Raw genomic sequence first — 25,650 nt, forward strand, 5'->3', positions numbered from 1 at the left:
ATTACATGAGCAAGTCTGCGCTGTCCAAATCCATTCGCGAAGCCACCGGATGCACCGCCGCTCTGGCCGATGCCGCCGTCGATGCGGTGTTGACCACCATCGTCGACGGCGTGAAGGTCGACGGCAGCTTTCGTCTGGCCGGGTTCGGCTCTTTTGCCAAGGTCGAACGCGCCGCGCGTCAGGGCCGTAATCCCAAGACCGGCGAGGCCATCGAAATCGCCGCCTCCACGACGATGAAATTCAGCGCGGCCGCCACCCTGAAGAAGTCGCTGTAAGTCATGGCGGTCAATCCCGAGCAAGTGGCCCGTGCCGCCAGTGACCTGATGGATCACTATGGTCGGGCCGCTCTCGATGTGGCCAAGACACAGGTGGACCGTGCATCAAGGGCCGGTGATATGCCGGCCCTCGATCAAGCCCTGATGGTTCTGACCGAAATCGAGCGCCATCAGGGCAGTTCGTCCACACCGGTGACGTAGGAATCGCCCTTGTTCCAGGACCCTTCATCGAGTTCCCATTCGGTGTCGGCGCTCTCAAACAGCTTCTCGAAGGCTGCCGTCTCGGCCTGATCCGGTGTTTCGGCCTCGACTTGAATGACGGTGCTTTCGGTAACGTCACGGGTGATGATCACGCTATATCGGGGCATGGGCGTCTCCTAATCGGCGATTTTGTACGTGCGGCCCCGACCCTCGACCTTCTCGCTGGTGATCGTCAGGCCCAGCTTCTTCTTCAATGCCCCGGCGATGGCCCCGCGAATCGTGTGTGCCAGCCAGTCGGTGGCCTCCATGATCTCGGCGATGCTGGCCCCCTCGGGGCGCTTCAGCATGACAATCAGGGCTTCCTGCTTGGTTCCCTGGCGCATCTTGCGGACGGGTTGGCCTTCCGTGGCGGTGTCCGGGCTTTCGGGCGAGGTTTCCGGCTGGTCGGCCATGTCCGTTGCCGGTTCCTCTTCCGAGCCCGTGTCCGCGCCCGTGTCGGCGACAATGCCCAACGCCCCATAGGCGGCGGACGTAGCCCGCAGGGTCAGCGCATTGCCGTCCTCGTCCTCGCGCCAGACCGGGGCGCCGGGTTCGGCGGGAATTTCCTCGGCCAGTTCCTTCTTGATCAGGCTGTTCAGCACCATGTTCACCGCGCCGCCCTTCAAGGCAGCGGTGACCGGCAGCAGGAAGCCGCCCTCGCGGGCGCAGGCGGCAGTGAGGATGACGGCTTGGGTTCTCTAATCGGTGTCAACGTCTGGTTCTCCGCCCTTTGTCTTTTCCTTGTGAACAATGCACCATTGGGGACCTGGTTCTCTCCGAAGTCGGTACCATGACCGCTTCATAATGGCCTTTCGATGGAACGTCGGTGCCGCCATGTATCGGGCGTCAGTTCTGCCGTTGCTGGTCAGCATTGGAGACGACATCCAGGCGTAACGCGGTCACCGAGGCTCCGTCCCTCTGGGACACCTTTCCGCCAAGGGCAGAACTCAGAACTCCTGCAGAGCAATCCGTTTTTTATTTCTACGCTGTCGGCACGGGGTGTGGTGTGGACCAGCGAAACGGCTTATTTGTCCGCCACATGCTGAATAAAATCACAGCGAGTTTCCGGGCAAGAGCCACTCTAGCCTTTGCCGCTCCAACTCTCTTGCAAAGCATTTTTGCCCACGCTGCCGGAGAATTTTCGCGACGAATTCGGGACATCGCGACGGTCGCTGCTTCGAATAGATAACTCCGAAGAAGTGCGTCGCCGCATTTACTTATTCTTCCCATGCGATCAACCTCACCAGACTGGTGGCGCTTGGGGGCCAAGCCGAGATATGCGGAAACCTCTTCGCCACGCTGAAATCTTCCCGGGTCATCAATCACTGTCTTGAATGCCAGCGCCGTCATTGCCCCGACACCGGGTGCCGTCATCAGAATTTGTCGGCAAAGCGGATCTCGGCGTGCAACGCCGGTCAGAAGATTGTTTAGGATTTTGATTTCCGTCGAGATCCTCTCCCACGAGGAGAGAAGTGCCTCAATGCCTTTCCCAAGCAATGGTTCATCACTGATGTGACTGCGGACAGTTTCTGCAAAACCTTTCCCATTCGATCGCTTTGTAAACAGGCCGAATGTTTTCAATAGCGCACGGATTGTATTCGACAGGGTTTGCTTCAATCCAACCAATTTCGCACGTGCAACCAGGGCTGAGCGGATTTTGTGACTGTCTAGGCTCTTGACCCGGACTTCAGCATACCAGCCGGTTCGCGCTAATTGCGCGAGTCCCTCGGCATCCAACTCGTCGCTTTTGTTCGGTCGTCCCGACAGCGCAGCCTTTGCTTGGCGAGCATCAACACATACGATGGGGATGCCAAGCTCCTTGAGCCCGTGCCAATGCCATGTCGATAAAATTCCGCTTTCCAGAACCACTCGTTCCGCTTCAGGCGCTCGTTTGCGGATCGTAGCGGCCATAGCGTCTGGCTCGGATCGGCATGTCCCTCGCCAGACAGCGTGTCCAGAACCGTCAATGACACATACACTCGTTTCTTTCAGTGAAACGTCCAGCCCGACATAATGCGACATCGTCGTTCTCCCCTTTTTGGCCAAACTCTTCGGGCAACGTTACATCGCCCACGCAGTCGAAGCGGGAGAAGAGCCGTTTACCGATTACGCCATGTGTCGGAAAGCTGGGTCATGGGGTGGTCCTCCAAGGATGGCGCGGGCCAATCCCGCCGCCTGTACCACCCCAAGCCCCGCCAGCCTGAAGCCGATCGGGGCGGAGGGAATAACCGCCGATCAATCGGCGTCGGCCATGATCTCGAAGTGGGCGACGAAGCCGGTCAGGTAGGGCAGCCCGCTGGGGATGCCGGTGTCGCGCGAGGTGCGGCGGCTGTTCTTCCAGCCCATCCAGCGGCTCACCGCCGCCTCGGTGGCCACTTCCAGCGTTTGTCCGGCAAAGAGCCCGTTGGCGATGTCGTCGGCGAAATGACGCCCGGAGGTGCTGTCCAGAAAATCCCTGACCGCATGGTCGGGGCAGCCTGTGGCAGCCTGAATCGCGGTCATCGCAATGTTCCAGGCTTTGGCTTGGTCGGCGTGATGGCGGATGGTGCCAAAAAAGCCCCATTCGCTGTTGGTGGTCGGCAAGCTCATCATTCGGTCCCCGCTGTTCGTGGGGACATCCATCGCTCTGTCGGGCGATGACATCAACCCGATAAGTCGATCATTTCATTGCTTTCTCGGAGTTCCCGTCATGGGGCTGTCGATACGCGCCTACGCGCGGCATCGCGGGGTCAGTCACGTCTCGGTGCTGCGGGCCGCCAAGGCCGGACGCATCCCGCAGGAGCCGGACGGCACCATCGACCCGGCCAAGGCTGACGCTGCCTGGGATGCCCAGACCGATCCTGCCCGCAAGGCTCCGGCACCCCTACTGGAGAAGACCGCGCCGATTCCGCCAATCCAGGCGGCTCCTTCATCGCCACCCCTGCGCGATGCTTTGCCCTCTGCGAGCACCAACTTCAATCAGGCCCGCACCGCCCACGAGGTGGCCAAGGCGCAGAAGGCCCGCATCCAGGTCCAGCGCCTGAAAGACGAGGTCATCGACCGCGCCAATGCTCTGGCCCTGGTGTTCAAGCTGGCCCGCCAGGAACGCGATGCCTGGGTGACCTGGCCCGCCCGCGTCGCCGGTCAGATGGCGGCGGAGGCCGGGATCGAGCCGCACACCATGCAGGTGCTGCTGGAAACCCATGTGAGAGCGCATCTGAATGAGCTTGCCGATCTCAAACCGGAATTCCGGTGACTTCGACGGCGCGGAGCAGATCTTGGCGGCTTGGTGCGACGGCATGCGGCCCGATCCGCTGCTGACGGTGTCCCAATGGGCCGACCAGCACCGCATGCTGTCGAGCCGGGCCTCGGCGGAACCGGGCCGGTACCGCACGGCTCGTACGCCCTATATGGGCGACATCATGGACGCGCTGTCACCCACCAGTCCGGTGCAGCGGGTGGTGTTCATGAAAGCCGCCCAGGTGGGGGCGACCGAAGCCGGGTGCTGTTTCATCGGCTTCGTCATCCACCATGCGCCGGGGCCGATGCTGTGCGTCCAGCCGACGGTGGAGATGGCGAAGCGGGCGTCGCGGCAGCGCATCGACCCGCTGATCGACGAAAGCCCGGCCATCCGCGAGCGGGTCAAACCGGCCCGGTCGCGGGACGCCGGCAATACCATGCTGTCGAAGGACTTCCCCGGCGGCACCTTGGTGCTGACCGGCGCCAACAGCGCGGTGGGCCTGCGTTCCATGCCTGCCCGCTACCTGTTCCTCGACGAGGTGGACGCCTATCCGGCGTCGGCCGACGAGGAAGGCGATCCGGTGGCACTGGCCGAGGCGCGGTCGCTCACCTTTGCACATCGCCGGAAGGTGTTCCTGGCCTCGACGCCGACCATCCGCGGCATGTCCCGCATCGAGCGGGAATTCGAGGTCAGCGACCAGCGCCGGTTCTTCGTCCCGTGCCCCCATTGTGGGGCGATGCAGTGGCTGAAATTCGAGCGGCTGCGCTGGGATAAGGGCGAGCCGGGCAGCGTCCGCTATGTCTGCGAAGCTTGCGGCCAGGATATCCGCGAACACCATAAGGCCGCCATGCTGGCGGCGGGACAATGGCGGGCCACGGCCACCAGTACCGACCCGATGCTGATCGGCTTCCACATCTCGGCGCTCTATTCGCCGCCCGGATGGCAGTCCTGGCGGGAGATTGCCCGGTTATGGGAAGCCGCCCAGGGCAATGACGATGCGCTCCGGGTGTTCAAGAACACTGTGCTCGGCGAAACCTGGGTTGAATCCGGCGAAGCACCCGATTGGCAGCGGCTCTACGACCGCCGCGAGACTTGGGGTCCGGGCACGGTACCGGCAGGCGGGCTGTTCCTCACCGCCGGAGCCGACGTCCAGAAGGACCGAATCGAGATCGATGTCTGGGCCTGGGGACGCGGGCTGGAAAGCTGGCTGATCGACCACATGGTCATCGATGGCGGGCCGGAGAAGGCCGAGATCTGGGCAGCCTTGGAGGAAATCCTCGGTCGCACCTGGCCACACGCCAGCGGTGTCGCCCTCAAGATCGCCCGTCTGGCGGTGGATACCGGCTACGAGACCTCGGCGGTCTATACCTGGGCTCGCCGGATGGGCGTCGCCCAGGTCTCGCCGGTCAAGGGCGTGGAAGGTTTCAACCGCTCCAGCCCGGTGTCCGGCCCCACCCTGGTGGATGCCACAGAGGGCGGCAAGAAGATCAGGCGCGGCGCCAAGCTGTGGACGGTGGCGGTTTCCACCTTCAAGGCGGAGACCTACCGCTATCTGCGGCTGGAGCGCCCCACCGACGAGGAATTATCCGAAGGCGCCCGTTACCCGGCCGGAACGGTACATCTGCCATCGTGGGCGGACTCTGAGTGGTGCAAGCAATTCGTCGCCGAGCAGTTGGTGACGGTGAAGAACCGCCGCGGTTTCTCGAAACTCGAATGGCAAAAGCTCAGGGAGCGCAACGAGGCGCTGGATTGCCGGGTCTATGCCCGCGCCGCCGCTTGGATCGCCGGGGCCGACCGCTGGCCCGAGGCCAAATGGCGGGATCTTGAGGCCCAGGTGGCGGTGATCGACACCGGCCAGACCGAAACCATTGAATCCCAGGCGGGCCAGATCCGCCGCCCAGCAACCCGCCGCCCCCGGCGGGTTTTTCATTCCAGCTACATGGGATGAAGGTCTGCGTTGAGGGCCAAGCTGCGCCGTAACTTGCGGTCACGCTTGAGAAACCATTCACGGCTCATCGCCTCGGGGCGAGTGGCGTAAGCCTCGGCGTACAGCAAACACCAGCGGCGACCGCGCGTGGATCGCGCCCCCGTGCCGTCGTTGTGCTGGGCCAGTCGCCGCTCCAGATCGACTGTCCAGCCGACATAGGTGCGGCCAGGACTGCCCAACACATAGACGAAACAACGCGATTCTTGTCGCACGTTCACCCGTCGCTCTCCGTCAGCCCGGAAGCAGCCTATGCGGGCGGAACTGCCGCATCAACCAGAGGACTCCGCTCATGACCTTGGACGAGATGAAGAGCGAGCGCGAGCGCGTGATGGCGCGGCGCAACTCGCTGGTGGCCCGCGTCACCGTCGGCGACCGCACCGTCCAGTACGATCTCGCCCAGGCCAACCATGTGGTGGCCGATCTCGACCGCCGCATCGCTGTGCTGGAAGGCCGAAAGCCCCGCCGCCGCATCCTGACGGTGGCTACCACCAAGGGGCTGTGACCATGTTGTCGGCTCTGCGCCGCAAGGTGGGCGCTTTCATCGGCGGATTCGAGGCGGGCCTGGGAAATCGCCGCCTCAAGGGGTTCCAGCCCAGCCGCGCCCACGTCAACACTTTGATCGCTGCCGCCGGGCCGGACATCACGGCGCGTGCCCGGCATCTGGTCCGCAACAACGGCTATGCCGCCAACGCCATCGAAAGCTGGGCGGGCAACGTGGTCGGCGCCGGCATCAAGCCGTCCTCGCTGATCGCCGATCCCGCCATGAAGGCCCAGGTGCAGAAGCTGTGGCTGGCCTGGACCGACGAGGCCGATGCCGAAGGGCTGACCGACTTCTACGGCCTGCAACGCCGGGCGGCGCGGGAAGTGTTCATCACCGGAGAGGTGTTCTTCCGCTTCCGTCCGCGCCGGCCCGAGGACGGCCTGTCGGTGCCGCTGCAATTGCAGATGCTGCCCTCGGAAATGCTGCCGCTGACCCGCAACGAGACGCTGCCCTCCGGCAATGTCATCCGGCAGGGGATCGAGTTCGACCGCATCGGCCGCCGCGTCGCCTATCACTTCCTGCGCCGCCATCCCGGCGATTGCACCGATCCCGGTTTGGCGGGCGAGACGGTGCGGATTCCGGCCTCCGAGATCGTCCACGTCATGGACCCGGTCGATGCCGGGCAGTTGCGCGGCGTGTCCCGCTTCGCCCCGGCCATCGTCAAGCTGTTCCTGCTCGACCAGTACGACGACGCCGAACTGGACCGCAAGAAGGTGGCGGCCATGTATGCGCTGTTCGTCACCACCCCCAGCCCCGGTGAGACCTTCGACATCGCCGAAGATGGCGGTTCCGGCGACCGCACCATGGACGTCCAGCCCGGCCAGGTGGTGATGCTGGAACCGGGAGAGGAGATCCAGACCTCTGCCCCGGCCGATGTGGGCGGATCGTATGAGGCGTTCCAGTACCGGACGCTGTTGCAGATCGCCGCCGCCTTGGGTGTGCCCTACGCCTACCTGTCCAACGACATGCTGAAGGCCAATTACTCCAACTCTCGCCTAGCCCTGTTGGAATTCCGCCGCCGTATCGACGCCTGGCAGCACGCCGTCATGGTGTTCCAGCTCTGCCGGGCGGTGTGGCAGCGGTGGATGGATACCGCCGTGATGGCCGGTGCCCTGGCCCTCAAGGGCTATGAGCCGAACCGGGCCAGCTTCATCGCCTGTTCCTGGCTACCGCCGAAATGGGACTGGGTCGATCCGCTGAAGGATGCCCGCGCCGAGATCGAGCAGATCGAGGCGGGCCTGAAAAGCCGCACCCAGGCCCTGGCCGAGCGCGGCTTCGACGCCGAACAGGTGGATGCCGAAATCGCCGCCGATAAGGCCCGTGAACAGCGGTTGGGGCTGGTTCTCGGCAACCCACCGCCCATGCCTGCGGCTCCGAACTAAGGATTTTCCATGCACGATCTGCCCCATATCGCGGCCCGTCTGTACGGGACGCCGCTGCTGGTCGCCCGCGCCAAGCTGGATGTGATCCTGGGCGCCCTCGGTCCCCGGCTGGCCGGACAGGCGTTGTCCTTTGATGCTGATGCGGCTCCCTCCGCCGAAATGGCGGTGACGCCCGATGGCATCGCCATCGTGCCGGTGATCGGCACCCTGGTGGCGCGGTCGGGATACCTGGGGGCCGCCAGCGGGCTGACAGCCTATTCCGACATTGCCGACCTTATCGAGGCGGCGGCCACCGATCCCGGCATCCGCGCCATCCTGCTGGACGTGGATTCCTCCGGTGGCGAGGTGGGCGGCCTGTTCGATCTGGTCGACCACATCCAGGCCATCCGCAGCCAGTGCGGCAAGCCCATCTGGGCGGTGGCCGACGAGGCGGCGCTGTCGGCGGCCTATGCCATCGCGTGTGTCGCCGACCGCCTCTACGTCACCCAGACCGGCGAGGTCGGGTCCATCGGTGTGGTGGCGGTCCATGTGGACGAATCCGCTGCCGACGCCCAAGCCGGTCTGGCCTGGACCTTCGTCCATGCCGGGGCGTGCAAGGTGGACGGCAATCCCCACCAGCCGCTGTCCGACGGTGCCCGCGTCACTCTCCAGGCCGACGTGGATGCCCTTTATGGCCGGTTCGTCGATCTGGTCGCCAAGTGCCGCAAGAAGCCGCCCGAAGCCATCCGCGCCACCGAGGCGGCGGTCTATCGCGGCGACCAGGCGGTGGCCGCCGGGCTGGCCGACAAGGTCGGCACCCTGCGTGTCGCCCTGGCCGATCTCGGCGCCGTGCTGGCGCGTTCGTCCATTTCCTCCCCCGTTCTGCCCAAACCCAAGGAGACCACCATGTCCGAGCAAACGGGGGACACCCCCGTGATCGCTGCTGTGCCGCAGCAGCTTCCTATTCAGGGCAATGCCGATCTGGAGCAGCGCCTGCGGGCCGAATATTCCGAGATCAGCGCCATCGCCGCCCAGGCCACCCGTCTGGGCATCGCCATCGACGCAGCCGACGCCCTGGCCAAGGGCATCCGGCCCGAGGCCCTGCGCCGCACGGTGCTGGATCAGTTGGCCGCCCGCTCCGATGCGGCCGATTTGGTGGCCGCTGCCCCGGCGGCGGCCACGCCCAAGGCCGAAACCGAAAGCCCCATCGTCCGGCGAGCCCGTGACGCTGCCAGCCGTCACGGAGGTTGACCATGCCTGTCCTCGTTGCCTCTCCCACCCTGGGCGATCTGCTGAAGTTCGAACTGAACGCCAGCTACACCCGCGAGACCGTGACGCTGAAGGCGGGGACCAGTTATCCCCTGGGTTCCGTGCTGGGCCGCATCACCGCCAGCGGTGAATACCGCCTGTCGCCCGCCGCCGAAGTGGTCGGTGACGAAGGTGCCGAGGTGGCCATCGCCGTGCTGCTGGACGCGGTGGATGCCACCGATGCCGCCGTCACCGGCCTGATCGCCGCCCGTGGGCCGGTCATCCTGGCCGAAAGCGTCCTGGCCTTCGATGACTCGGTTGATCAACCCGCCGAACGCGCCGCCAAGATCACCCAGCTTTCTGCCCTGGGCCTCGTCGCCCGCACCACCGCCTGACGCACCGAGGAACACATGAACGCCATCATCAATCCCTTTGACGCGGGCGGCTATTCGCTCGCCGAAATGACCCAGGCCATCAACTTGCTGCCCAACCTGTACACCCGGCTGGGCCAGATGGGACTGTTCCGCTTCGAGAGCGTCACCCAGCGCAGCGTCATCATCGAGCAGGCCGAAGGTGTCCTCAACCTGCTGCCCACCGTGCCGCTGGGCGGCCCGGCCACCGTCGCCAACCGCGACGCCCGGTCCATGCGCTCCTTCACGGTGCCGTGGATCCCGCATGACGATTCCATCACGCCGCAGGACGTCCAGGGCGTGCGCGGCTTCGGCGTCGCCGATGCCGCCGATCCGCTGGCCACCGTCATGGAGCGCAAGCTGACCCGCATGCGGAGCAAGCACGCCCAGACGCGGGAATTCATGGAGGTCAACGCGCTGAAGGGCGTGGTCCGCGACGGCGGCGGGTCCACCCTGTACGACTACTTCAGCGAGTTCGGCCTCGCCCGCCAGCAGGTGGATTTCGCCCTGGGCACCGCCACCACCAACGTCCAGGCCAAGATCCGCGACGTGTTGCGCAAGGTGGAGACGGAACTCAAGGGCGAAACCATGACCGGCGTGCTGGCCCTGGTCAGCCCGGAATTCTTCGACAAGCTGATCGGCCATGCCAAGGTCGAGCAGGCGTACCAATATTTCTCCTCGACCGGCGCCCAGCCGCTGCGGGAAGACGTGCGCCGCCGTTTCCCCTTCGCCGGCATGGTGTTCGAGGAATACAGCGCCACCGTCACCCTCTCGACCGGTGCGACGGAAACCCTGATCCCGCCGGGCGAGGGCATCGCCTTTCCTTTGGGCACCATGGACACCTTCGTCACCTATGGCGCCCCCGCCAATCTGATCGAGACGGTTAACACCCTGGGCGTGCCCATGTACGCCCGGCAGCTTGCCCGCCAGGACGGCAGCGCCATCGACGTCAAGACCGAGGCGTCGATCCTGCCAGTCAACAAGCGCCCGCGTCTGGCCGTGCGCCTGTTCTCGGGCAATTGATGACCGCGTTCGCCGCCGCCTTCGACGACCTGTTCGCCGATCCGAACATGGCTGTCACCGTCAGCTACCAGGGCCGGTCCATTCGTGCCCTGGTGCGGCGGCCCGACCGCGACATCGAGTTCTCCGACATCACCGTCCACACGGGGACGGCGGCGTTCGAGGTCCGGCGCCGCGAGGTTCCGGCTCCCCAGGCGGGGGACACCATCAACCATGACGGCGACAGTTTCGTCGTCCAGGGCGAACCCCGCCTGGATGCCGAGCGGCTGATCTGGATCCTGGATACGAGACCGGCATGAAACTGGCGGCAGCCATCACGGGCGATCTGCGCAAGATCATGGCCGAGGAGGTCAAGGCCGCCGAGGACGCCGTCACCGCCGCCATGCGTCAGGCTGCGGACGGGCTGAAGGCCGATCTCCGCCGCCAGATCACCGAGGCGGGAATGGGCCAGCGGCTTGCCAACACCTGGCGGGCCGAGCTTTATCCCAAGGGCCGGAAAAGCATCAAGGCGGCGGGCTTCGTCTTCACCAAGGCCCCCACCATCATCCGTGCCTTCGACCAGGGCGCGGTGATCAAGTCCAGGCATGGCTTCTGGCTGGCGATCCCCACCGATGCGGCAGGCAAAGGGGCACGGGGCAAACCCATGACGCCGGGCCTGTGGGAACAGATGCACGGGGGGCGGCTCCGCTTCATCTACCGCCGCGGCGCGCCGTCGCTGCTGGTGGCCGAAAACATGCGGGCCCGCACCGGCAAACGGGGAGGCTTCGCCAAGGGCAGCACCTCGGCGCTCCGCACCGGACGCGGGCTGGCCACCGTGGTGATGTTCATCCTGGTGCCGCAGGTCTCGTTGCGAAAGCGACTGGACGTCAACGCCGCCGCCGAGCGGTGGACTTCGGCGCTGCCGGAGCTGATCGTCAGGAATTGGCGGAATTAGGGTCCGTAACCGGCGGCATCCCGGCCACGCTATAGCTGGTGCGTTTGCTGCCGCCCGGATTGCGGACCAGAATGCCTCGATCCAGAAGGTCATTGATGTCGCGTTGGGCGGTATCGACCGAGCATTTGCCGATGGCGGCCCACTTCTTGGCGGAAAGGTTGCCCTCGAATCCGTCCATGAAGCGATTGAGGACGGCCTTCTGGCGGGCTGACATCGGTTCGGAGGTGAAGCGCCGCCAGAATTCGGCTTTGCCCAGCACGCCCTGGGCCGCCACTTCGGCGGCATCGATGGCGCGGCCATAGCATTGGACGAACCAAGACAGCCACGCGGTAATGTCGAGGCTGCCGCGCTGGGTCCGCTCCAGGATTTCGTAGTACTGGCTGCGTTCCCGCTGGATCTGGGCCGACATGCTGTAGAAGCGCTGGCCAGTGCCCTCCATCTGGGCCAGGGCGAGATCGGCGATGGTGCGGGCAATGCGGCCATTGCCGTCGTCGAACGGGTGGATTGTCACGAACCACAGATGGGCGATGGCGCTGCGCAGCAGGCCGTCCATTGGCGGGGTTTGATTGAACCATGCCAGAAACTGCTCGATTTCGCTCCCGACCCGATTGGCCGGTGGGGCTTCATAATGGACCTTGGGTCGTTCAATCGGGCCGGACACTACCTGCATCGGGCCGGCACTGTCGGTGCGCCAGTCGCCAATGGTGATCTTGTGCAGCCCGGACCACCCGGTCGGGAAGAGCGCGGCATGCCACCCGAAGAGGCGTTGCTGTGCCAGGGGGATCGTATGGTTGCGCAGGGCATCGAGCATCATCTCGACAATGCCGTCGATTTTGCGATCTGGGGGCAGCACGCCGCCGTCCGGCAGCCCTAACCGCCGGGCCACCGAGGAGCGGACGCTGGCCATATCCAGCCGTTCGCCCTCGATCTCCGAGGTCTTGATCACGTCTTCGGTGGTGGCCCGGAGTTCCGCCTCGCACTGAAGGTCGAAACCGAGACGCTGCATCTGGCCGAGCAGATGCCCCTGCTTGTGGCGGGCGTCCGCCAGGGGCATCAGCAACGCTTCGGCATCCCAGCGAAATTGGGGCCAGTCGTCTTCCCTCCAGATGTACACGGCATTTCTCCNTGGCCGAGCAGATGCCCCTGCTTGTGGCGGGCGTCCGCCAGGGGCATCAGCAACGCTTCGGCATCCCAGCGAAATTGGGGCCAGTCGTCTTCCCTCCAGATGTACACGGCATTTCTCCGCAGAAGTTACGGAGAATATGGCGTCATTCGCCGCAGGCAGCAACGCAATTCACCGCACATGTTGCGGAGAATTTTGCGCCATTCGCCGCATGAGCAGTTATCGAGGTCGGGAAAGCATGCCCAGCGTCCGCGAACAGATCCTCGTCGCCCTGCTGGCGCGGCTGGAAACGGTGCCCGGCGCCACCGCCAAGCGGGAAGCGCCGTTGCCCGAAACAGTCACCGCCGGTGGGCTGATTATCCTGCGCGACGGCGATCCTGGCGACCCCGAGGTAATGCTGTCGCCGGTCTCCTACCTGTGGGAACACCAGGCCGAGATCGAGGTCATCCTCCAGCGCGGCCAGGACGACGACAGTGCCGCCCTCGACTCCCTGCTGATGGCGGTGGGCGCGGCCTTGTCCACCGATCGCTCCCTCGACGGTCTGGCGGAATGGCTGGACTGGGGCGCCCCCAAGACATCCGGCCTCGCCATCGACGGGGCAGCTTCCTTACGCGGCGCCACGGTGAACATCACCATCCATTACAGCAGCCCAGACCCGTTGGTCTGATCCTTTCCAATCGGAGTTTCGACATGGGCAAGACGCGCGCTTACGGCGCCGATTGCGTGCTGCTGGCTGCCTTCGAGGCGAGCTACGGCGTGCTTCCGGCGGACGGCTACACCCGGCTGTCGTTCAAGGAATGCAGCTTAGGCGCCGAGCGCCCGCTGGGCTACGACCCGCTGCTGGGCCAGGGCCGCGATGCCCAGGACCCGTTCTATGAGGCGATCAAGGACGAGGGCGATATCGGCGTGCCGCTGGATGTTCGGGCGCTCGGCTTCTGGCTGAAGGGCCTGTTCGGTGCCCCGACCACCACGGGCGATGCCGATACGGGCTTCACCCATGTGTTCACCTCGGGCGGCACGCTGCCCAGCCTGGCCCTGGAGATCGGCCACACCCAACTGGCCGTACCGAAGTTCTTTCGCCATGGCGGCGCCAAGCTGGACAAGCTGTCCTTCGATATGGCCCGCAGCGGTGCGGCCAACGGCAGCATCAGCGTCATCGCCCAGGGCGAAGCCGAACTGGCCACCACCATCGACGCCACCCCGGCCAGCTTCCCACTGAAAAGGTTCAGCCAGGGCAGCGGCACCATCCGGGTCGGCGGCGGCCAACTGGCAAACGTTACCGGCGGCAAGCTCAGCATCTCCAACAACCTGGAGCGGGTCGAGACCATCCGCGCCGACGGGCTGATCGACGGCGTCGACGAAACCGAGGCCACCGCCGAAGGCTCGGTGGACATCCGCTTCGGCACCGACACCACGCTGACTTCCGCCATCGCCGCCGAGAGCCCGGTGGCGATGGAATATGGCTTCACCATCCCCGGTTCGGCCTTCGCCCTGACCTTCCATCTGCCCCGCGTCTTCTTGCCCAAGAAGAAGCAGGAGATCAAAGGCCCCGGCGGCATCCAGGCCAGTTACGACTGGCGGGCGGCTCGCGATCCGGTGGCGGGGTATCTGCTCCGCGTCACCCTGGTCAACGACGTGGCGGGGTATTGATCATGATCCGCCTGACCATCCCTAAGGAACCCTACTGGATCGATCTACCCCATGGGGTGCGGGTGTTCGTCCGTCCTCTGACCACGGCGGTGTACGAGGCTGCCCGGTCGCGGGGGTGGCGCATGGCCCGCGCCATCGCCGCCGAACATGCCGATCTGAAGGCGGCCGGGGCCGACATCACCGGCCTGCCGGATCTGTCCGACGAGGACGCCCTGGCCGGCTTGTCGCAAATGCTGTTTGCCCAAGGTCTGGCCCGTTCCGCCATCACCAAGTGGGAGGGCGTGCTGGACCAGGCCGATCAACCGGCGGAGGTCACCGACGCGGCTATCGCCGAACTGATGCAGCTTCCCCGCATGGCCGAGTCCTTCGTGGTCCAATACACCGAAACCCACGAAGCGGTCATCGCCGAGGGAAACGTCTCCAGGCCCGCGCCGAATGGCACTTCGGCGGTGGGCCGGAATACTGCCGAGGCTGCGGAGGAGGCTGCGACTGCCCCTACGACCGAAACGCCCCCCTGACCGAAGCAGGCTGGCAAACCTGGGAATTGCTGACCGGCAATATCGGCACGATCCGCCTTGGCCCGCGCGGCGGCATCACCGGCCTCGATCTTCCGGCTCTGCTGATCCAGGCCCAAGCACTCGGTTATGACCAGCCCCTGCTGGCGCGGCTGCTGCCTTTCGCCGAGCGGGGGATGGTGACGGGGGCGATGAAGACGCAAACCGAGACCTGACCCCATGGCCACCAAGTCCGTCTCCATCCGCCTGTCTCTGCAGGACGGCGAAACCGTCCGCCGTGCCCTGCTGAAACTGGGCGAAGATGGCCAGAAGGCGTTGACCCGGATCGAGGGGGCCGCGCAACCCGCCTCCAAGTCGCTGTTGGCGATCAACGCCGCCAGTCAGGACATCCAGGGCGGCATGGCGGCTTTCGCCTCGCGCCTCGGCCCTATCGGTTCGGTGATGATGGCGCTGGGTCCGGCCGGGCTGGCGGCGGGCGCGGCCATCGGCCTGTTCGGCAGGGCCATGGCCGAGTCCACCATCAAGGTGGAAAGCCTGGAGGCCCGGCTTAAAGGTCTGGTCGGCGCCGCGGCCCTGACCGAAACCACCTCGTATCTCTACGCCCAGGCACAGAAAACCGGCACCGCCCTGGAAACGGTGATTGGCGCCTATTCCCGGCTGGCCGCGTTGCAGAAGGCCGGGATCATCACCACCGGCGAAAGCCGGGCGCTGCTGGAGGGCTTTCAGTCCACTGCCATCGCGCTGGGGGCTTCCTCCGAACAGTTGGAGCAATCGCTGTTCGGCCTCGCCCAGGGTCTGTCCTCGGGGACGCTCCGCGCCGAGGAACTGAACCAGATCGTCGAGCCGATGCCGGGCCTGCTGCAGGCATTGGACCGGGCCGCCGGGCTGCCCTCGGGCGGGTTCCGGCAGATGGTGACCCAGGGCAAGGTCACGGCGGACTTCTTCCGCGACACCCTGATCAAGGCGCTCAAGGGCTTTGATGCCGCGGCCCTGGAAAGCGCCGACACCGCCGAGCGGGCCTTCACCCGCATGGCTAACGCCTGGCAGGGATTCACCAATGCTCCCTGGCTGCGCGGCATCCTGTCGGGGGGCGCCAATGCCGGATCAGCAGCGCTGGAATCGCTGACGCCGGGGGACAATTCCCTGAAAGTCCGCCTGGCCGCTCTGGACAAGCGCATCGCTGCCCTTGGCGGCGAACAGGCACTCGACAAGCCGTTGCCCGCCGGCACCCATTCGGTGGTGGTGCAGGCGGTCCAGCAGGAAAACGAGGAACTGCGTCGTCTGCTGGCCGAGCGCCAGGTGATTTCCGACGATCTCGACGAGATCACCCGCAAGCGGGCGGGCATGGAAGCCCATGCCAAGATGCAGCGCGACCAGATCCGGGCCGAACAGCGCGAGCCCACCTATGTGGAGAAGCTGGCCGACCTGAAGTTCGAGGTGGAATGGCAGGAAAAGCTCAATGCGGCCCGGGCCGCAGGCAATGCAGAGTTCGCGCGCGCCAAGGCCCAGTACGATGCGGCCAAGGGCTTTCGCCAGCTTGAGAAGGAGTTGTTCCAGCAAGGTGGTGTCTATCGCACCCCAGCCAAGGAGCAGGAAATCCGCGACATGCTGGCCCGCGAGGCCCAGGCCAAGGGGGCGGGCGAAATGTCCGCCCAGGCCCAGGCCGAGGTTCTGGGCCTCGACATCCAGGCCCGTGGCCAGGAGCGCCTTGCCGTGGCGGCCCGCGAAGGTGGCCGTGCCCAGATCGACGCGGCCCGCGCCGCCAAGGTGCTGGAATTCGCCTTCAAGAACGGCGGTGTCGCCGTCGACGCCTATGACCAGGCGCTCCGCCGGATCGATGACGCCAAGCTGTTGGAGCAGAAGAACGGCCTGATCCGCTCGCTGGAGCAGGAAAGTGCCGCCAATGATCGCCTTGCGGATACGGCCCGTGGCTCGGTGGCCGACATCATCCTGGCCGAACGCACCAATTGGCTGGCCGAGCAGGCTGCCAAGGGGCTGACCGACGCCAATGGCGAATTGGCGACCTCCTATGCCCAGGTGCAGAAGTCCCGCGCCAACAGCGAAGCGGCTCGTGCCATTGCCGATCTGGAGCGCGAGATCGACGCCCAGGTTCGGCTGGCCGAGGCTTTGCGCAGCGGGGATCGCACCCGGGTCCGCGACGTCACCATCGACACCGACGTGGCCAAGTTCGCCCGCAGCCACAAGCTGGCCGAGGACAATCTCCAGGTGGGCGAGTATCGGGCCGCCCGGTCGCGCCAGTATGCCGAGGCGGTCAAGGACGAGGCCCAGCAGACCAATCTGGCCTATGACGCCACCCTGCGCTTCAAGGACGAACTGGCCAAGCTGAACGAATTGCGGACCAGCGGCGCCTTGTCAGAGGAAGCCTACGCCCGCCGCTATCAGGAACTGGAGCAGGACAAGCTGGCCGCCAGCCGCGACTGGCAAGACGGCGCCATCCGCGCCGTGCGGGCCTATGCCGACGAAGCGACCAATGCCGCCGCATCCGCCGAGCGGGTGATGAACGGCGTGCTGAAATCGTCCGAGGACGCCTTCGTGCAATGGGCCATGACCGGCAAGCTGGCGGCGGGCGATTTGTTCAATACCTTGGCGGAAGAAGCCCTGCGGGCCGCCTGGCGCATGGCGGTGGTTACACCGTTCTTCGGCGGGGCCGAAGGCGGCTTGTTCGGCAGCCTGCTGACCGGCATCGGCAGCTATTTCTCCGGCGGTTCCGGCGCGGTGCAGGTCTATGACAATGCCGCCAGCGTCGGACCGCTGATGTCCGAGGCTCCGGTCGGCGGCTTCCATTCCGGCGGCATGGTCGGCGGACGACCGACCTTCGTCCGCCGGGTCGATCCCACCATGTGGTCTGCGGCGCCGCGTTACCATGCGGGCGGCATCCTGCGCGGCGAGCGGCCCATCATCGCCCAGGACGGCGAAGGCATCTTCACGCCTCGGCAGATGAACAATGCCGACCGTTTGCTGGGGGCCGCCCTGGCCCGCCCTGAAGCCGCCAATGTGCAGATCACCGTCCACAACAACGCCGCCAATGCCGAAGCCAAGGCTCAATGGAGCCAAGGCGGGGATGGCCGCATCCAGATCGACATCTTCGTCGAGGAAATCGAGGGCCGGATCAGCCGCCGTCTCTCCCGCGGCGAGGGTATGGCCCCGGTGCTGGAACACCGCTACGGCCTTAACCCGGCGGCGGGGAGTTATCGATGAACCAAGAGACGAGGAGCGGCGAAGCCGCGACAGGGAAATGACGATCACTTGGCCCGCCACCTTGCCCCTGCCGTCCATCCAGGGCTACGGCATCCGCCCGGGCGAGGCAATCCTGCGCACCGAAATGGAGGCGGGACCGGCACGGCAAAGGCGGCGATTCACCCAAGTGCCGTCGCGCCTGTCGGTGCGCTGGCGGATGAAGCCGGAGCAGTTCGCCCTGTTCGAGGCTTGGTACCGCTGGCATGCCCAGGAGGGTGGCGCCTGGTTCGCGATCGACCTGCTCGGCGGCATCGGGCTCACCACCCATGAGGCCCGTTTCACCCGTCAGTTCGAGGCGAGGCCGGCGAACCGTGTCTTGTGGGAGATCACCTCCGAACTGGAAATCCGCGAGCGACCGACGCTGACCGAGGACGCGCTGGCCATCGCGCTCGATTCCGACATGGCGGCGCTGTTCACCACCATCGATCGCCTGCATCAGCTGGTCCACGCCAGTCTTCCCGGTCCCCTCTCCTGGTAGGAGCCATTCATGACCATGCAGACCGATCTGCAGGCGGCCGTCGACAAGGCGGCATCCGCCGGCGCCAAGCTGCACGCCATCGTCCACGGCGATGCGGCCGATACCGTCGAGACGGAGAACGGCCCGATCAAGACCGTAGCCGGAACCATCGCCGACAACGAGACTGCTATCGCCGCCAGCCGGGCGGAACTGGACCAAAAGGTCGCCGATGCTTCCGGCAGCGCCCAGGCCGCTTCGGCTTCCGCCCTTGCCGCGGCAGGCAGCGCGGCGACCGCCTCGGAACGCGCAGCCAAGATCCCCGACGTGGCCCCAGCCCATGCCCTCAAAGGAATCCGGGTCAATGGGGCCGGCGACGCTTACGAGCTTTATGTCGGCGGCGGCGACGTCAACGGCCCCGTCGGGGCGGCGGATGGTGATCTCGTCCGCTTCGACGGCGCCACCGGCAAGCTGCTGAAAGGCGGCGGCAAGGTGCAGGCCGCCGACATCCAGGCGGGCGTGCTGGGCAGCGTGGCGGCCCGCAATGTCGGTACTGCCCCCGGCGCCATTCCCGACGTCCTGGCCGACGGCAAGCTCCCCGCATCCGTGCTGCCGGCCATCGATCTGTCCACCCGCGTCGCCAAGACCGGCGACACCATGACCGGCCCGCTTGCCGGAACCACTTTCAAGTCCGGCGGCAGCGCCGCTGCCACCGGCTTTCAGATCGCCAGCGGCGCCGACCTGGCGACGTTGTTCAAAGCCGCCAGCTACACGGCCCTGCAATCGGCCGGAACCTCTGCCAGCGGCGACGGCGCAGGAAATTACACCTCGGTCTCGCTGAGTTACAGCGGGACGCAGGTGATCCTCTACACGACCAAGAACTGCAACTGCAATTGCATGGGATAGGGGCGCCGCAATGCTCATCGCCTACTCCAAGCGACTTGGCTATCGGGTCGGCTTCATCCTCAGTCTTTCCGAAAGCGGCTTCACCACGTCGGTCTACCGGCAATGGGTTGAAGGCACGCATTCCGAGGAAAGCAAAATCGACGGGGCCTCAATCGCCGATATCCTGGCCGGTCGGGATCTGGTCATCTCGCCCCCGGTCACGTTCGACTTCGCCGAGATCCAGGGCCGCCGCGAGTTCTCGGATTATGGGTTCTGGTGCTCCACTCTCGACCCGCTGGATATCCAGAAACCGCTGGGGATCTGGTTCAACCGTTTCGCCGAGACAGCCATAACCCGGCGGGACCGGGAGGAAAGTCCGCGAAACATGGAGACGGCGCCGTTGCACGTCTATGTGCCGTTCCTGTCCTCGACCTTCGCCGAATGCGCCCTGCACATCATGACCCATCCCGATTGGCCGCTGATCATCGACCACAGCCCGGTCGAGCAGGAGGTCGAGGCAACCCGGTCGGCGGTATTGCCGCGGATAGAGGCAACAAATGCATTGCAGGTTGCCGCCGACGGCTATGCCTCCGTACCGGTCCGGCTCGTCGATCAACAAGGAGAGCTGCTTTCGTCGGCTGCCTGCGACCTCTATTTGGCCGAAACCGGCGGATATCTGCCTAAACGGCGTGTTCGGGCGGTCGACGGCAAGGCTTGGTTCAAGGTCGGCGCCCTGGGCCTTGATCCTGGCGACACGGTCAAGATCAAGCTCGGTTTCCGGCATTTCTCCGGTCTCGCCGACATCAATGTCGAGGTGGTGTGATGTTCAAGCTTTTCCTGGAACGGGCCGACGGCAGCCCGCTGACCGTTAATTGGAACCCCCACACCGCCCAGTTGACCCATGCGGACGGCCAAGCGGTCGACCTGGCCCCCATCGGCATGGTCCATGAACCTCGGCCCCATAGCGCCGTCGCCCGCGTCCATCCCGAGCACAATCAACTGGGCAAGGATCGGCGTTTACACATGGTCCGCATCCTGTTTGGGCTGGCCTGCAATTTCTCCTGCGGCTACTGCTCGCAGGCCATATCGCGTCATGCCGACGATTCCATCGCCGACACCACCGACGTCGATGAATTCGTGCGTCGCCTGCCCGAATGGTGCCGCACCCCGCCCGGAGAAGAGATCCGCTTCGAGTTCTGGGGCGGCGAGCCGCTGGTCTATTGGAAGAAGATCAAGCGTATGGCCGAGGCCATTCGGGCCATGTGGCCGAACGCCCAGTTCTGGATGCCCACCAACGGCAGTCTGCTCGACCGCAACAAGGTGGAATGGCTGATGAAGCTGGGCTTCTCGCTCTCCATCAGCCATGACGGCCCCGGCCAATCGGTGCGCGGCCCCGATCCCCTCGATGACCCGATGGCGCTGGCGGGCATCCGCCACGCGGTCGAGCATCTGGCCCCCATGGGCAGGATCGCCTTCAACAGCGTACTGACGCTGGCCAACCACGACCCGGTGGCCATCCGCGACTTCTTCCTGGCAAAACTCAACCTGCCGCCCGGCGCCGTTACCCCTCAATTCGTCACCGAGGGCATGGTGATGGTTCACCAGGCTCATGATGCACTGATGTCGCCGCAGACCGAGGAAGACCATCGCCGGGTGCGGCAGACCATCTTCGACGGCATCGCCCGGCCCGACATGATCCCGGTCGCCCATGTCAGTTACAAGCTGAGTGGCTTCTTCGACGTCCTGCGGACGGCCAGGACCTCGGATGCCCTCGGCCAGCGATGCGGCATGGACCGGCTGGACACCATCGCGTTGCGGCTCAACGGCGACGTCATTCTCTGCCCCAACGGGGCTGCGCCCACCCAGAAACTGGGCAGCGTCCATGATTTCGACGCCATCCTGCTGCGGCATTCGACCCACTGGAGCCACCGTGAGGAATGCCGGCATTGCCCGGTGCTGCCCCTGTGCGGCGGCGGCTGCATGATGTTCGGGGAAGGCAGCAACAGCCACCGGGCGACCTGCGACAATTCCTTCACCTTCGAGATCGCCTATCTCGCCCTGGCGCTTTACCTGCTGACCAACGCCCGTCTGGTCCGCATCGAGGGGCAGCGCATCCGTTTCCCTGGCGTCACCGCCTTCGACTTCTGACGGAGCATCGTCATGACCGAACAATCCCCCGACATCTGGGCCGGTGTCGCCAGCCAGTATGTCGGCGCCTGGGGGCAAGCGGCTCCCATGGTCCAGGTCGCCGCCATCATCGCAATGGTAACCGTGGTGGCGATCCTGGCCTGGGCATGGTCGCGCAAGACATCCAGGACCGACTCCGGCATCCCGGTCGAAGCCTTCGCCCATGTGGTCGAGGAACAGGCCCGCCAGACCGAGGCCCTGCGCTCGGCGGTCGAGGGCCTGTCCGAAATCGTCCACGAGATGCGCAAATTGCTGGAAGCCCGAACCTTCTGCCCGTTCCCGTCGCCCCTATGCGTTCCCGGCAAGGACAACCATGCCTGATCCGTCTCTCAGCCAGGCGCTGAAGGAGGCCTTCGCCTCGGCGCCGTCAGGGACTGTCGTCCTCGACACGCTGGAGATCTGGCATCCCAGCTTCACCGAGCCGATCCGGGTGGTCCGCGACCATGTTGATCTGGTCGCAAGGCTGGAGGCCGGGGCTCCTCGTGATGCGGGCCAGATGGTCGCCTTCGCCGGCATGGCCTTCAACTTCGCGCCGCCACCGGTGGACACCGCGCCGGTACCGGAAATCACCCTGGCCTTGGATAATGTCGGCCGCGACCTGGCCGATGCCCTGGAGGCCGCCGCCACCAGCCAGGATGTGATCGAGGTCACCTGGCGGCCCTATCTTTCCACCGATCTGGAGGGGCCGCACATGGACCCGCCGATCACGCTGACGCTGACCGAGGTCGAGGCAGACACAATGCGGGTCACCGGTCGTGCCCGCATGCTCGACATCGGCAACAAGGCGTTTCCCTCCATCACCTACACCGCTCGGCGGTTTCCCGGTCTGGCGCGGTAGGCGGGACTATGGCTCCCATGGATTGAGGATATCGACGCCCGCCGCGCTGAAGTCGGAAACATTGCGGGTCACCACTGTCAGTCGGTGCTTCATGGCGGTTGCGGCAATCAGGCTGTCGATGGCCGGCAGGGGCTGCTTGAGACGGGCGGTCATCCGCCCCCATTCGTCGGCGACGGCACTATCGACCGGCAGGACGCGTCCCTCGAACCACTCGGGGAGTTCGATTTCCAGCCACGCAATGATCTGGGATCGGCGGCGGCCATCGGGCAGTTTTTCGGCGCCGCGCCGGATTTCACCCAAGGTCAACGAACTGATGAACAGGACCTCGGGCGGAACCGACTCGAACCATTCCACCACCTGCGGCGCCGGGGTGGGACGGATCAGTTCCGACAGGGCGCAGGTGTCGATCAGATAGCTCAAAGATCGACATCCCGCAGGCCGGAGCGATCCCGCTCGACGTCCAGTTCGGTTCCCGCCAGGGGCGAGGCGCGCAGGAACTCGACCAGCGATGCCTTCTTTCCCTTCAGCCGTTCGTACTCGTCCTGGGACATCACCACCGCCGTGGTGCGTCCGCGCACGGTGATGGCCTGCGGGCCTTCGACTGCGGCGCTGCGCAGCAATTCGCTGAACCGGGCCTTGGCGTCCTGAACCTGCCACGCGTGCATGGGCGTCTCCTGACCATTCTGACCAGATGAAGATAGCGACAATGACTCGAAAATGCCAGTCATCGGGCGGGAGCATCCATTGGGCTGCCGCCACCATCGGCCTGCCATGGTCACCCCATGGCCGGGGGCCGGACCGGTTCAATTGCTGGGAATTCGTCCGTACCGTGCAGGACCGGCATTTCGGTCGGGTCCTGCCCGACATCGCCAATCCTGAAGACACCCTCGCCATGGGCCGTATCTTCCGTGATCACCCGGAACGGCGGCGCTGGGTCAGGGTGATGGATCCGGTGGAAGGCGATTGCGTCCTGCTGCGCCGTTCCCGCCATCCCATCCATGTGGGCGTTTGGATCGACGTGGATGACGGCGGCGTCCTGCATTGCGCCGAGGAGTCCGGGGTGGTGTTCCAGCGTCCCGACGCCCTTCGCCTCAACGGCTGGGCGGTCGAGGGCTTCTATCGGTTTTCGCCATGAACGCGTCCGCTGTCGAAGACGGCTCCGCCATCTGCATCATCGTCACCAATCCGTTCGAGCCGGTGGCCAGCCGCTCCGTTCACTCGGTGGAGGCTGGAATAACTGTCGGCGCCTTGTTGCAGGGTTGCGGCATCGCCGAGGATAGCTGGGCCGCCGGGCCGGAAATCCGCATCGGCACCGACGTGGTGCCGGCGGATGTCTATGCCCTGCGGGTGATCGGCGCAGGCGACATCGTCACCGTGATCCGCTGGCCCATGGGTGGAGGCGGCGGCGGTGGCGGCGGCGGCAAGAACCCCATGCGGGTGGTTCTGACCATCGCTGTGATGGTGGCGGCCTTCTATGGCGGAGCAGCACTGGCTCCCTATATCGGCTCCGCTTTCGCCGAGGCCGGCATCGGCCTGACCATGGAAGCCGCCACCGCCATCGGCGCGGGGGCCATCACCCTGGCCGGCACGGCGTTGATCAACACCGTGGTTCCGGCGCCCAAGCCTTCCATTCCTTCCATGAGTTGGGGCGGCAGCGGCGCGATCCCGGCGGCCAGCCCCACCTACAGCTTGCAGGCTCAGGGCAACCAGGCTCGTCTGGGCCAGCCCATTCCGGTGATCTATGGCCGCCATCTGATCTATCCCGATCTGGCCTCGGAGCCGTACCAGGATTACGTCGGCGGCGAGCAGTTCCTCTACCAGCTTCATGTCGTCGGCCAGGGCGAATATGAAATCGGACAGATCCGCATCGAGGACACCCCCATCTCGTCCTTCGAGGAGGTGCAGACCGAGATCGTGCCGCCCGGCGGTGAGGTGACGCTGTTCGACCCGGACGTGATCACCGCCGCCGAGGTGGCCGGCCAGGAGTTGCTTGCCCCCAATCTGGCGCCCTCCGGCGATGACGGCTTCGTCGGCCCCTTCACCGCCACTCCGGTGGACACCTCGGCTTCGGCACTGGGCATCGACGTGGTGATGCCGCGCGGCCTCTATTACGCCAATGACGGCGGTGGTCTCGATAGCCGCACCGTTCAATGGCGGGTGGAAGCTCGTCCCGTCGATGAAGAGGGCGATCCCTTGGCCGAGTGGTCGGTGTTGGGCAATGAAAGCCGAACCGCCGCCACCAATTCCCCCATCCGCTTGTCCTTCCGTTACACCGTGTCTCCCGGTCGTTATCAGGTGCGCCTCAAGCGTCTGGACAATAAGGACACCGCCGAGCGGGCCGGTCACGAAATCCGCTGGGCGGCGCTCCGCGCGTACCTTGTCGGCCAGCCCGATTTCGGCGCCGTCACCCTGCTGGCGGTGAAGATGCGGGCCACCGACAACCTGACCCAGCGGTCCAGCCGCATGATCAATGTCATCGCCACACGCAAGCTGCCGGTGTGGTCGGCTGATAGCGGGTGGTCGGCTCCCCAGCCGACCCGCTCCATCGCCTGGGCCTTCGCCGACGCCTGCAAGGCCCAATATGGCGGCAAGCTGGCCGATGCCCGCATTGACCTCGCGGCGTTGGCTGCCCTGGATGCCATCTGGGCCGCCCGTGGTGACTCGTTCGACGCGGTGTTCGACACCAGCATGACCGTGTGGGAGGCGCTCTCCCGCATCGCCCGCTGCGGCCGCGCCGTCCCGATCCAGCAGGGCGGCATCGTGCGGATTATCCGCGACCAGCCCCAGACCATCCCGGTGGCGCTGTTCGGGCCGCGCAACATCGTCAAGGGCTCGTTCAAGATCAAATACGTCATGCCGGGAGAGGACACCGCCGACGCGGTGACGGTGGAGTATTTCTCGTCGCGCACCTGGAAGCCCGATGAGACCACCGCCAAGCTGGAGGATTCCTCCGGCGACAATCCGGCCAAGGTCAATCTGTTCGGCTGCACCGCCAAGGACCACGCCCAGCGGGAAGGTCTCTACATCGCCGCCAATAACCGCTATCGCCGCCGCCTGGTGACCTTCCGCACAGAGCTGGAGGGCATGATCCCCACCTATGGCGATCTCGTCGCCATCACCCACGACATGCCCCGCTGGGGCCAGGGCGGCGAGGTGATTGGTCACCAGGGGGATGTGCTGGCGTTGTCGGAGCCGGTGGAATGGACCGAGGGCGCCAGTCATTATCTGGCGCTGCGCCGCCGCGACGGCAGCCTTGCCGGGCCGTTCATGGTCGAGGCCATGCCGGGAGATCCGGCCAAAGTCCGCATCCTCGATCTCCTGACCGTCACCCCTTATGTCGGCGGTTCGGAAGAGCGGACGTATTTTAGCTTCGGCCCCGGCCAGGCCTGGGCGCAGACCGCTCGCATCCTCGCCATCCGTCCCCGCGCCGCGCAGGTGGAAATCTCCGCCGTCGCCGAGGATTTCCGCGTCCACGTCAATTAGCCGTTTGTCATTTCCCGTTCC

Annotated in this window: 33 protein-coding genes; 24 read left to right on the forward strand and 9 right to left on the reverse strand. The window is 65.5% G+C overall.

All coding sequences use genetic code 11. The annotated features are described in order from the left end of the window. Nucleotides 1-5: 5 nt before the first annotated feature. A complete protein-coding gene (locus tag MTBSS4_RS10570; protein WP_173983371.1) occupies nt 6-275 on the forward strand; it encodes an HU family DNA-binding protein in 270 nt (89 codons plus the stop codon). A 3-nt stretch (nt 276-278) separates the two neighbouring features. Then, complete coding sequence (locus tag MTBSS4_RS10575) at nt 279-476, forward strand: hypothetical protein (RefSeq protein WP_173983372.1); 198 nt, start codon at nt 279-281, stop codon at nt 474-476. On the opposite strand, the gene MTBSS4_RS10580 is transcribed toward MTBSS4_RS10575, so the two are convergent. The 4 genes from MTBSS4_RS10580 to MTBSS4_RS10595 all read right to left on the reverse strand — a co-directional run bounded on the left by MTBSS4_RS10580 (nt 446) and on the right by MTBSS4_RS10595 (nt 3,107). After that, entirely contained in the window at nt 446-643 is a 198-nt protein-coding gene (locus MTBSS4_RS10580) for a hypothetical protein (RefSeq protein WP_173983373.1), read from the reverse strand. The genes MTBSS4_RS10575 and MTBSS4_RS10580 overlap by 31 nt on opposite strands. Before the next feature lie 9 nt (nt 644-652). Continuing rightward, nucleotides 653-1,120: a DUF3489 domain-containing protein gene (locus tag MTBSS4_RS10585; RefSeq protein ID WP_173983406.1), complete on the reverse strand. Its 468-nt coding sequence runs from the start codon at nt 1,118-1,120 to the stop codon at nt 653-655. Nucleotides 1,121-1,496: 376 nt separating this feature from the next. After that, on the reverse strand, nt 1,497-2,537 hold the full coding sequence (locus MTBSS4_RS10590) for an IS110 family transposase (protein WP_173983374.1): 1,041 nt from the start codon (nt 2,535-2,537) through the stop codon (nt 1,497-1,499). A gap of 213 nt (nt 2,538-2,750) precedes the next feature. Beyond that, a complete protein-coding gene (locus MTBSS4_RS10595; protein ID WP_173983375.1) occupies nt 2,751-3,107 on the reverse strand; it encodes a hypothetical protein in 357 nt (118 codons plus the stop codon). Nucleotides 3,108-3,204: 97 nt separating this feature from the next. On the opposite strand from MTBSS4_RS10595, the gene MTBSS4_RS10600 reads away from it, so the two are divergent. Both MTBSS4_RS10600 and MTBSS4_RS10605 read left to right on the forward strand, forming a co-directional pair. Further along, the gene (locus tag MTBSS4_RS10600) at nt 3,205-3,750 is read left to right on the forward strand and encodes an elements of external origin (RefSeq protein WP_173983376.1); all 546 of its coding nucleotides are present in this window, start codon (nt 3,205-3,207) and stop codon (nt 3,748-3,750) included. Then, nucleotides 3,716-5,683, forward strand: coding sequence for a phage terminase large subunit family protein (locus MTBSS4_RS10605; RefSeq protein ID WP_368667775.1), 1,968 nt, complete (start codon nt 3,716-3,718; stop codon nt 5,681-5,683). Before MTBSS4_RS10600 ends, MTBSS4_RS10605 begins: the two co-directional genes overlap by 35 nt. On the opposite strand, the gene MTBSS4_RS10610 is transcribed toward MTBSS4_RS10605, so the two are convergent. Next, nucleotides 5,671-5,940: a GIY-YIG nuclease family protein gene (locus MTBSS4_RS10610; RefSeq protein WP_173983377.1), complete on the reverse strand. Its 270-nt coding sequence runs from the start codon at nt 5,938-5,940 to the stop codon at nt 5,671-5,673. The genes MTBSS4_RS10605 and MTBSS4_RS10610 overlap by 13 nt on opposite strands. A 71-nt stretch (nt 5,941-6,011) precedes the next feature. On the opposite strand from MTBSS4_RS10610, the gene MTBSS4_RS10615 reads away from it, so the two are divergent. Genes MTBSS4_RS10615 through MTBSS4_RS10645 form a run of 7 tightly spaced genes read left to right on the forward strand, consistent with a single transcriptional unit; the run spans nt 6,012 to nt 11,236 of the window. Next, nucleotides 6,012-6,224, forward strand: coding sequence for a hypothetical protein (locus MTBSS4_RS10615; protein WP_173983378.1), 213 nt, complete (start codon nt 6,012-6,014; stop codon nt 6,222-6,224). A 2-nt stretch (nt 6,225-6,226) separates the two neighbouring features. Continuing rightward, nucleotides 6,227-7,645, forward strand: a complete 1,419-nt coding sequence (locus MTBSS4_RS10620) for a phage portal protein (RefSeq protein ID WP_173983379.1) — start codon at nt 6,227-6,229, stop codon at nt 7,643-7,645. 9 nt (nt 7,646-7,654) lie between these two features. Next, on the forward strand, nt 7,655-8,875 hold the full coding sequence (locus MTBSS4_RS10625) for a S49 family peptidase (protein WP_173983380.1): 1,221 nt from the start codon (nt 7,655-7,657) through the stop codon (nt 8,873-8,875). Nucleotides 8,876-8,877: 2 nt separating this feature from the next. Further along, nucleotides 8,878-9,267 (forward strand): head decoration protein, encoded by a 390-nt coding sequence (locus MTBSS4_RS10630; RefSeq protein WP_173983381.1) that lies wholly within the window; start codon nt 8,878-8,880, stop codon nt 9,265-9,267. A gap of 15 nt (nt 9,268-9,282) precedes the next feature. Beyond that, complete coding sequence (locus tag MTBSS4_RS10635) at nt 9,283-10,305, forward strand: major capsid protein (RefSeq protein ID WP_173983382.1); 1,023 nt, start codon at nt 9,283-9,285, stop codon at nt 10,303-10,305. Next, the gene (locus MTBSS4_RS10640; RefSeq protein WP_173983383.1) at nt 10,305-10,601 is read left to right on the forward strand and encodes a hypothetical protein; all 297 of its coding nucleotides are present in this window, start codon (nt 10,305-10,307) and stop codon (nt 10,599-10,601) included. Before MTBSS4_RS10635 ends, MTBSS4_RS10640 begins: the two co-directional genes overlap by 1 nt. Continuing rightward, nucleotides 10,598-11,236, forward strand: a complete 639-nt coding sequence (locus MTBSS4_RS10645; protein WP_173983384.1) for a DUF6441 family protein — start codon at nt 10,598-10,600, stop codon at nt 11,234-11,236. Before MTBSS4_RS10640 ends, MTBSS4_RS10645 begins: the two co-directional genes overlap by 4 nt. Here MTBSS4_RS10645 and MTBSS4_RS10650 read toward each other — a convergent pair. Then, nucleotides 11,217-12,290, reverse strand: coding sequence for a DUF4172 domain-containing protein (locus tag MTBSS4_RS10650; protein ID WP_254432490.1), 1,074 nt, complete (start codon nt 12,288-12,290; stop codon nt 11,217-11,219). The genes MTBSS4_RS10645 and MTBSS4_RS10650 overlap by 20 nt on opposite strands. Continuing rightward, the gene (locus MTBSS4_RS22780; protein WP_173983386.1) at nt 12,290-12,469 is read right to left on the reverse strand and encodes a DUF4172 domain-containing protein; all 180 of its coding nucleotides are present in this window, start codon (nt 12,467-12,469) and stop codon (nt 12,290-12,292) included. Before MTBSS4_RS22780 ends, MTBSS4_RS10650 begins: the two co-directional genes overlap by 1 nt. Nucleotides 12,470-12,597: 128 nt before the next feature. On the opposite strand from MTBSS4_RS22780, the gene MTBSS4_RS10660 reads away from it, so the two are divergent. The 11 genes from MTBSS4_RS10660 to MTBSS4_RS10710 are packed head-to-tail and all read left to right on the forward strand — an operon-like array spanning nt 12,598 to nt 22,146. Continuing rightward, the gene (locus MTBSS4_RS10660; protein WP_173983387.1) at nt 12,598-13,026 is read left to right on the forward strand and encodes an acyl-CoA transferase; all 429 of its coding nucleotides are present in this window, start codon (nt 12,598-12,600) and stop codon (nt 13,024-13,026) included. 23 nt (nt 13,027-13,049) lie between these two features. Continuing rightward, entirely contained in the window at nt 13,050-14,009 is a 960-nt protein-coding gene (locus MTBSS4_RS10665; protein ID WP_173983388.1) for a phage tail tube protein, read from the forward strand. Nucleotides 14,010-14,011: 2 nt separating this feature from the next. Then, a complete protein-coding gene (locus tag MTBSS4_RS10670) occupies nt 14,012-14,527 on the forward strand; it encodes a hypothetical protein (protein WP_173983389.1) in 516 nt (171 codons plus the stop codon). A 26-nt stretch (nt 14,528-14,553) separates the two neighbouring features. Then, a complete protein-coding gene (locus MTBSS4_RS10675) occupies nt 14,554-14,739 on the forward strand; it encodes a hypothetical protein (protein WP_173983390.1) in 186 nt (61 codons plus the stop codon). 4 nt (nt 14,740-14,743) lie between these two features. Beyond that, nucleotides 14,744-17,743, forward strand: a complete 3,000-nt coding sequence (locus MTBSS4_RS10680) for a tape measure protein (RefSeq protein ID WP_173983391.1) — start codon at nt 14,744-14,746, stop codon at nt 17,741-17,743. Nucleotides 17,744-17,780: 37 nt separating this feature from the next. Continuing rightward, nucleotides 17,781-18,260, forward strand: a complete 480-nt coding sequence (locus tag MTBSS4_RS10685; protein ID WP_173983392.1) for a hypothetical protein — start codon at nt 17,781-17,783, stop codon at nt 18,258-18,260. 9 nt (nt 18,261-18,269) lie between these two features. Then, entirely contained in the window at nt 18,270-19,142 is an 873-nt protein-coding gene (locus MTBSS4_RS10690) for a hypothetical protein (RefSeq protein WP_173983393.1), read from the forward strand. Between the two features lie 10 nt (nt 19,143-19,152). Continuing rightward, nucleotides 19,153-19,944: a hypothetical protein gene (locus tag MTBSS4_RS10695; protein ID WP_173983394.1), complete on the forward strand. Its 792-nt coding sequence runs from the start codon at nt 19,153-19,155 to the stop codon at nt 19,942-19,944. Then, nucleotides 19,944-21,269, forward strand: coding sequence for a radical SAM protein (locus tag MTBSS4_RS10700; RefSeq protein ID WP_173983395.1), 1,326 nt, complete (start codon nt 19,944-19,946; stop codon nt 21,267-21,269). Before MTBSS4_RS10695 ends, MTBSS4_RS10700 begins: the two co-directional genes overlap by 1 nt. 12 nt (nt 21,270-21,281) lie before the next feature. Further along, nucleotides 21,282-21,629, forward strand: a complete 348-nt coding sequence (locus MTBSS4_RS10705) for a hypothetical protein (RefSeq protein ID WP_173983396.1) — start codon at nt 21,282-21,284, stop codon at nt 21,627-21,629. Next, nucleotides 21,622-22,146, forward strand: a complete 525-nt coding sequence (locus tag MTBSS4_RS10710; RefSeq protein ID WP_173983397.1) for a DUF1833 family protein — start codon at nt 21,622-21,624, stop codon at nt 22,144-22,146. The genes MTBSS4_RS10705 and MTBSS4_RS10710 overlap by 8 nt, the downstream gene beginning before the upstream one ends. Nucleotides 22,147-22,152: 6 nt before the next feature. On the opposite strand, the gene MTBSS4_RS10715 is transcribed toward MTBSS4_RS10710, so the two are convergent. Then, complete coding sequence (locus MTBSS4_RS10715) at nt 22,153-22,566, reverse strand: type II toxin-antitoxin system VapC family toxin (RefSeq protein WP_173983398.1); 414 nt, start codon at nt 22,564-22,566, stop codon at nt 22,153-22,155. Continuing rightward, entirely contained in the window at nt 22,563-22,811 is a 249-nt protein-coding gene (locus MTBSS4_RS10720) for a type II toxin-antitoxin system Phd/YefM family antitoxin (RefSeq protein ID WP_173983399.1), read from the reverse strand. Before MTBSS4_RS10720 ends, MTBSS4_RS10715 begins: the two co-directional genes overlap by 4 nt. Nucleotides 22,812-22,852: 41 nt before the next feature. Between MTBSS4_RS10720 and MTBSS4_RS10725 the strand changes: the two genes are divergently transcribed. Together MTBSS4_RS10725 and MTBSS4_RS10730 are read left to right on the forward strand one after the other, a co-directional pair. Beyond that, complete coding sequence (locus MTBSS4_RS10725; protein WP_173983400.1) at nt 22,853-23,281, forward strand: NlpC/P60 family protein; 429 nt, start codon at nt 22,853-22,855, stop codon at nt 23,279-23,281. Then, a complete protein-coding gene (locus MTBSS4_RS10730; RefSeq protein ID WP_173983401.1) occupies nt 23,278-25,629 on the forward strand; it encodes a host specificity factor TipJ family phage tail protein in 2,352 nt (783 codons plus the stop codon). Before MTBSS4_RS10725 ends, MTBSS4_RS10730 begins: the two co-directional genes overlap by 4 nt. Nucleotides 25,630-25,650 lie beyond the last annotated feature (21 nt).

The sequence above is a fragment of the Magnetospirillum sp. SS-4 genome (assembly GCF_902729425.1).
Classification (GTDB): Bacteria; Pseudomonadota; Alphaproteobacteria; order Rhodospirillales; family Magnetospirillaceae; genus Phaeospirillum.

What these genes read in the sequence shown, in the direction of transcription:
- MTBSS4_RS10570 (WP_173983371.1), top strand. Translation starts at nt 6, where the DNA reads ATGAGCAAGTCTGCGCTGTCCAAATCCATTCGCGAAGCCACCGGATGC.
- MTBSS4_RS10575 (WP_173983372.1), top strand. Translation starts at nt 279, where the DNA reads ATGGCGGTCAATCCCGAGCAAGTGGCCCGTGCCGCCAGTGACCTGATG.
- MTBSS4_RS10580 (WP_173983373.1), bottom strand. Translation starts at nt 643, where the DNA reads ATGCCCCGATATAGCGTGATCATCACCCGTGACGTTACCGAAAGCACC.
- MTBSS4_RS10585 (WP_173983406.1), bottom strand. Translation starts at nt 1,120, where the DNA reads ATGGTGCTGAACAGCCTGATCAAGAAGGAACTGGCCGAGGAAATTCCC.
- MTBSS4_RS10590 (WP_173983374.1), bottom strand. Translation starts at nt 2,537, where the DNA reads ATGTCGCATTATGTCGGGCTGGACGTTTCACTGAAAGAAACGAGTGTA.
- MTBSS4_RS10595 (WP_173983375.1), bottom strand. Translation starts at nt 3,107, where the DNA reads ATGATGAGCTTGCCGACCACCAACAGCGAATGGGGCTTTTTTGGCACC.
- MTBSS4_RS10600 (WP_173983376.1), top strand. Translation starts at nt 3,205, where the DNA reads ATGGGGCTGTCGATACGCGCCTACGCGCGGCATCGCGGGGTCAGTCAC.
- MTBSS4_RS10605 (WP_368667775.1), top strand. Translation starts at nt 3,716, where the DNA reads ATGAGCTTGCCGATCTCAAACCGGAATTCCGGTGACTTCGACGGCGCG.
- MTBSS4_RS10615 (WP_173983378.1), top strand. Translation starts at nt 6,012, where the DNA reads ATGACCTTGGACGAGATGAAGAGCGAGCGCGAGCGCGTGATGGCGCGG.
- MTBSS4_RS10620 (WP_173983379.1), top strand. Translation starts at nt 6,227, where the DNA reads ATGTTGTCGGCTCTGCGCCGCAAGGTGGGCGCTTTCATCGGCGGATTC.
- MTBSS4_RS10625 (WP_173983380.1), top strand. Translation starts at nt 7,655, where the DNA reads ATGCACGATCTGCCCCATATCGCGGCCCGTCTGTACGGGACGCCGCTG.
- MTBSS4_RS10630 (WP_173983381.1), top strand. Translation starts at nt 8,878, where the DNA reads ATGCCTGTCCTCGTTGCCTCTCCCACCCTGGGCGATCTGCTGAAGTTC.
- MTBSS4_RS10635 (WP_173983382.1), top strand. Translation starts at nt 9,283, where the DNA reads ATGAACGCCATCATCAATCCCTTTGACGCGGGCGGCTATTCGCTCGCC.
- MTBSS4_RS10640 (WP_173983383.1), top strand. Translation starts at nt 10,305, where the DNA reads ATGACCGCGTTCGCCGCCGCCTTCGACGACCTGTTCGCCGATCCGAAC.
- MTBSS4_RS10645 (WP_173983384.1), top strand. Translation starts at nt 10,598, where the DNA reads ATGAAACTGGCGGCAGCCATCACGGGCGATCTGCGCAAGATCATGGCC.
- MTBSS4_RS10650 (WP_254432490.1), bottom strand. Translation starts at nt 12,290, where the DNA reads ATGCCCCTGGCGGACGCCCGCCACAAGCAGGGGCATCTGCTCGGCCAG.
- MTBSS4_RS10660 (WP_173983387.1), top strand. Translation starts at nt 12,598, where the DNA reads ATGCCCAGCGTCCGCGAACAGATCCTCGTCGCCCTGCTGGCGCGGCTG.
- MTBSS4_RS10665 (WP_173983388.1), top strand. Translation starts at nt 13,050, where the DNA reads ATGGGCAAGACGCGCGCTTACGGCGCCGATTGCGTGCTGCTGGCTGCC.
- MTBSS4_RS10670 (WP_173983389.1), top strand. Translation starts at nt 14,012, where the DNA reads ATGATCCGCCTGACCATCCCTAAGGAACCCTACTGGATCGATCTACCC.
- MTBSS4_RS10680 (WP_173983391.1), top strand. Translation starts at nt 14,744, where the DNA reads ATGGCCACCAAGTCCGTCTCCATCCGCCTGTCTCTGCAGGACGGCGAA.
- MTBSS4_RS10685 (WP_173983392.1), top strand. Translation starts at nt 17,781, where the DNA reads ATGACGATCACTTGGCCCGCCACCTTGCCCCTGCCGTCCATCCAGGGC.
- MTBSS4_RS10690 (WP_173983393.1), top strand. Translation starts at nt 18,270, where the DNA reads ATGACCATGCAGACCGATCTGCAGGCGGCCGTCGACAAGGCGGCATCC.
- MTBSS4_RS10695 (WP_173983394.1), top strand. Translation starts at nt 19,153, where the DNA reads ATGCTCATCGCCTACTCCAAGCGACTTGGCTATCGGGTCGGCTTCATC.
- MTBSS4_RS10700 (WP_173983395.1), top strand. Translation starts at nt 19,944, where the DNA reads ATGTTCAAGCTTTTCCTGGAACGGGCCGACGGCAGCCCGCTGACCGTT.
- MTBSS4_RS10705 (WP_173983396.1), top strand. Translation starts at nt 21,282, where the DNA reads ATGACCGAACAATCCCCCGACATCTGGGCCGGTGTCGCCAGCCAGTAT.
- MTBSS4_RS10710 (WP_173983397.1), top strand. Translation starts at nt 21,622, where the DNA reads ATGCCTGATCCGTCTCTCAGCCAGGCGCTGAAGGAGGCCTTCGCCTCG.
- MTBSS4_RS10720 (WP_173983399.1), bottom strand. Translation starts at nt 22,811, where the DNA reads ATGCACGCGTGGCAGGTTCAGGACGCCAAGGCCCGGTTCAGCGAATTG.
- MTBSS4_RS10725 (WP_173983400.1), top strand. Translation starts at nt 22,853, where the DNA reads ATGACTCGAAAATGCCAGTCATCGGGCGGGAGCATCCATTGGGCTGCC.
- MTBSS4_RS10730 (WP_173983401.1), top strand. Translation starts at nt 23,278, where the DNA reads ATGAACGCGTCCGCTGTCGAAGACGGCTCCGCCATCTGCATCATCGTC.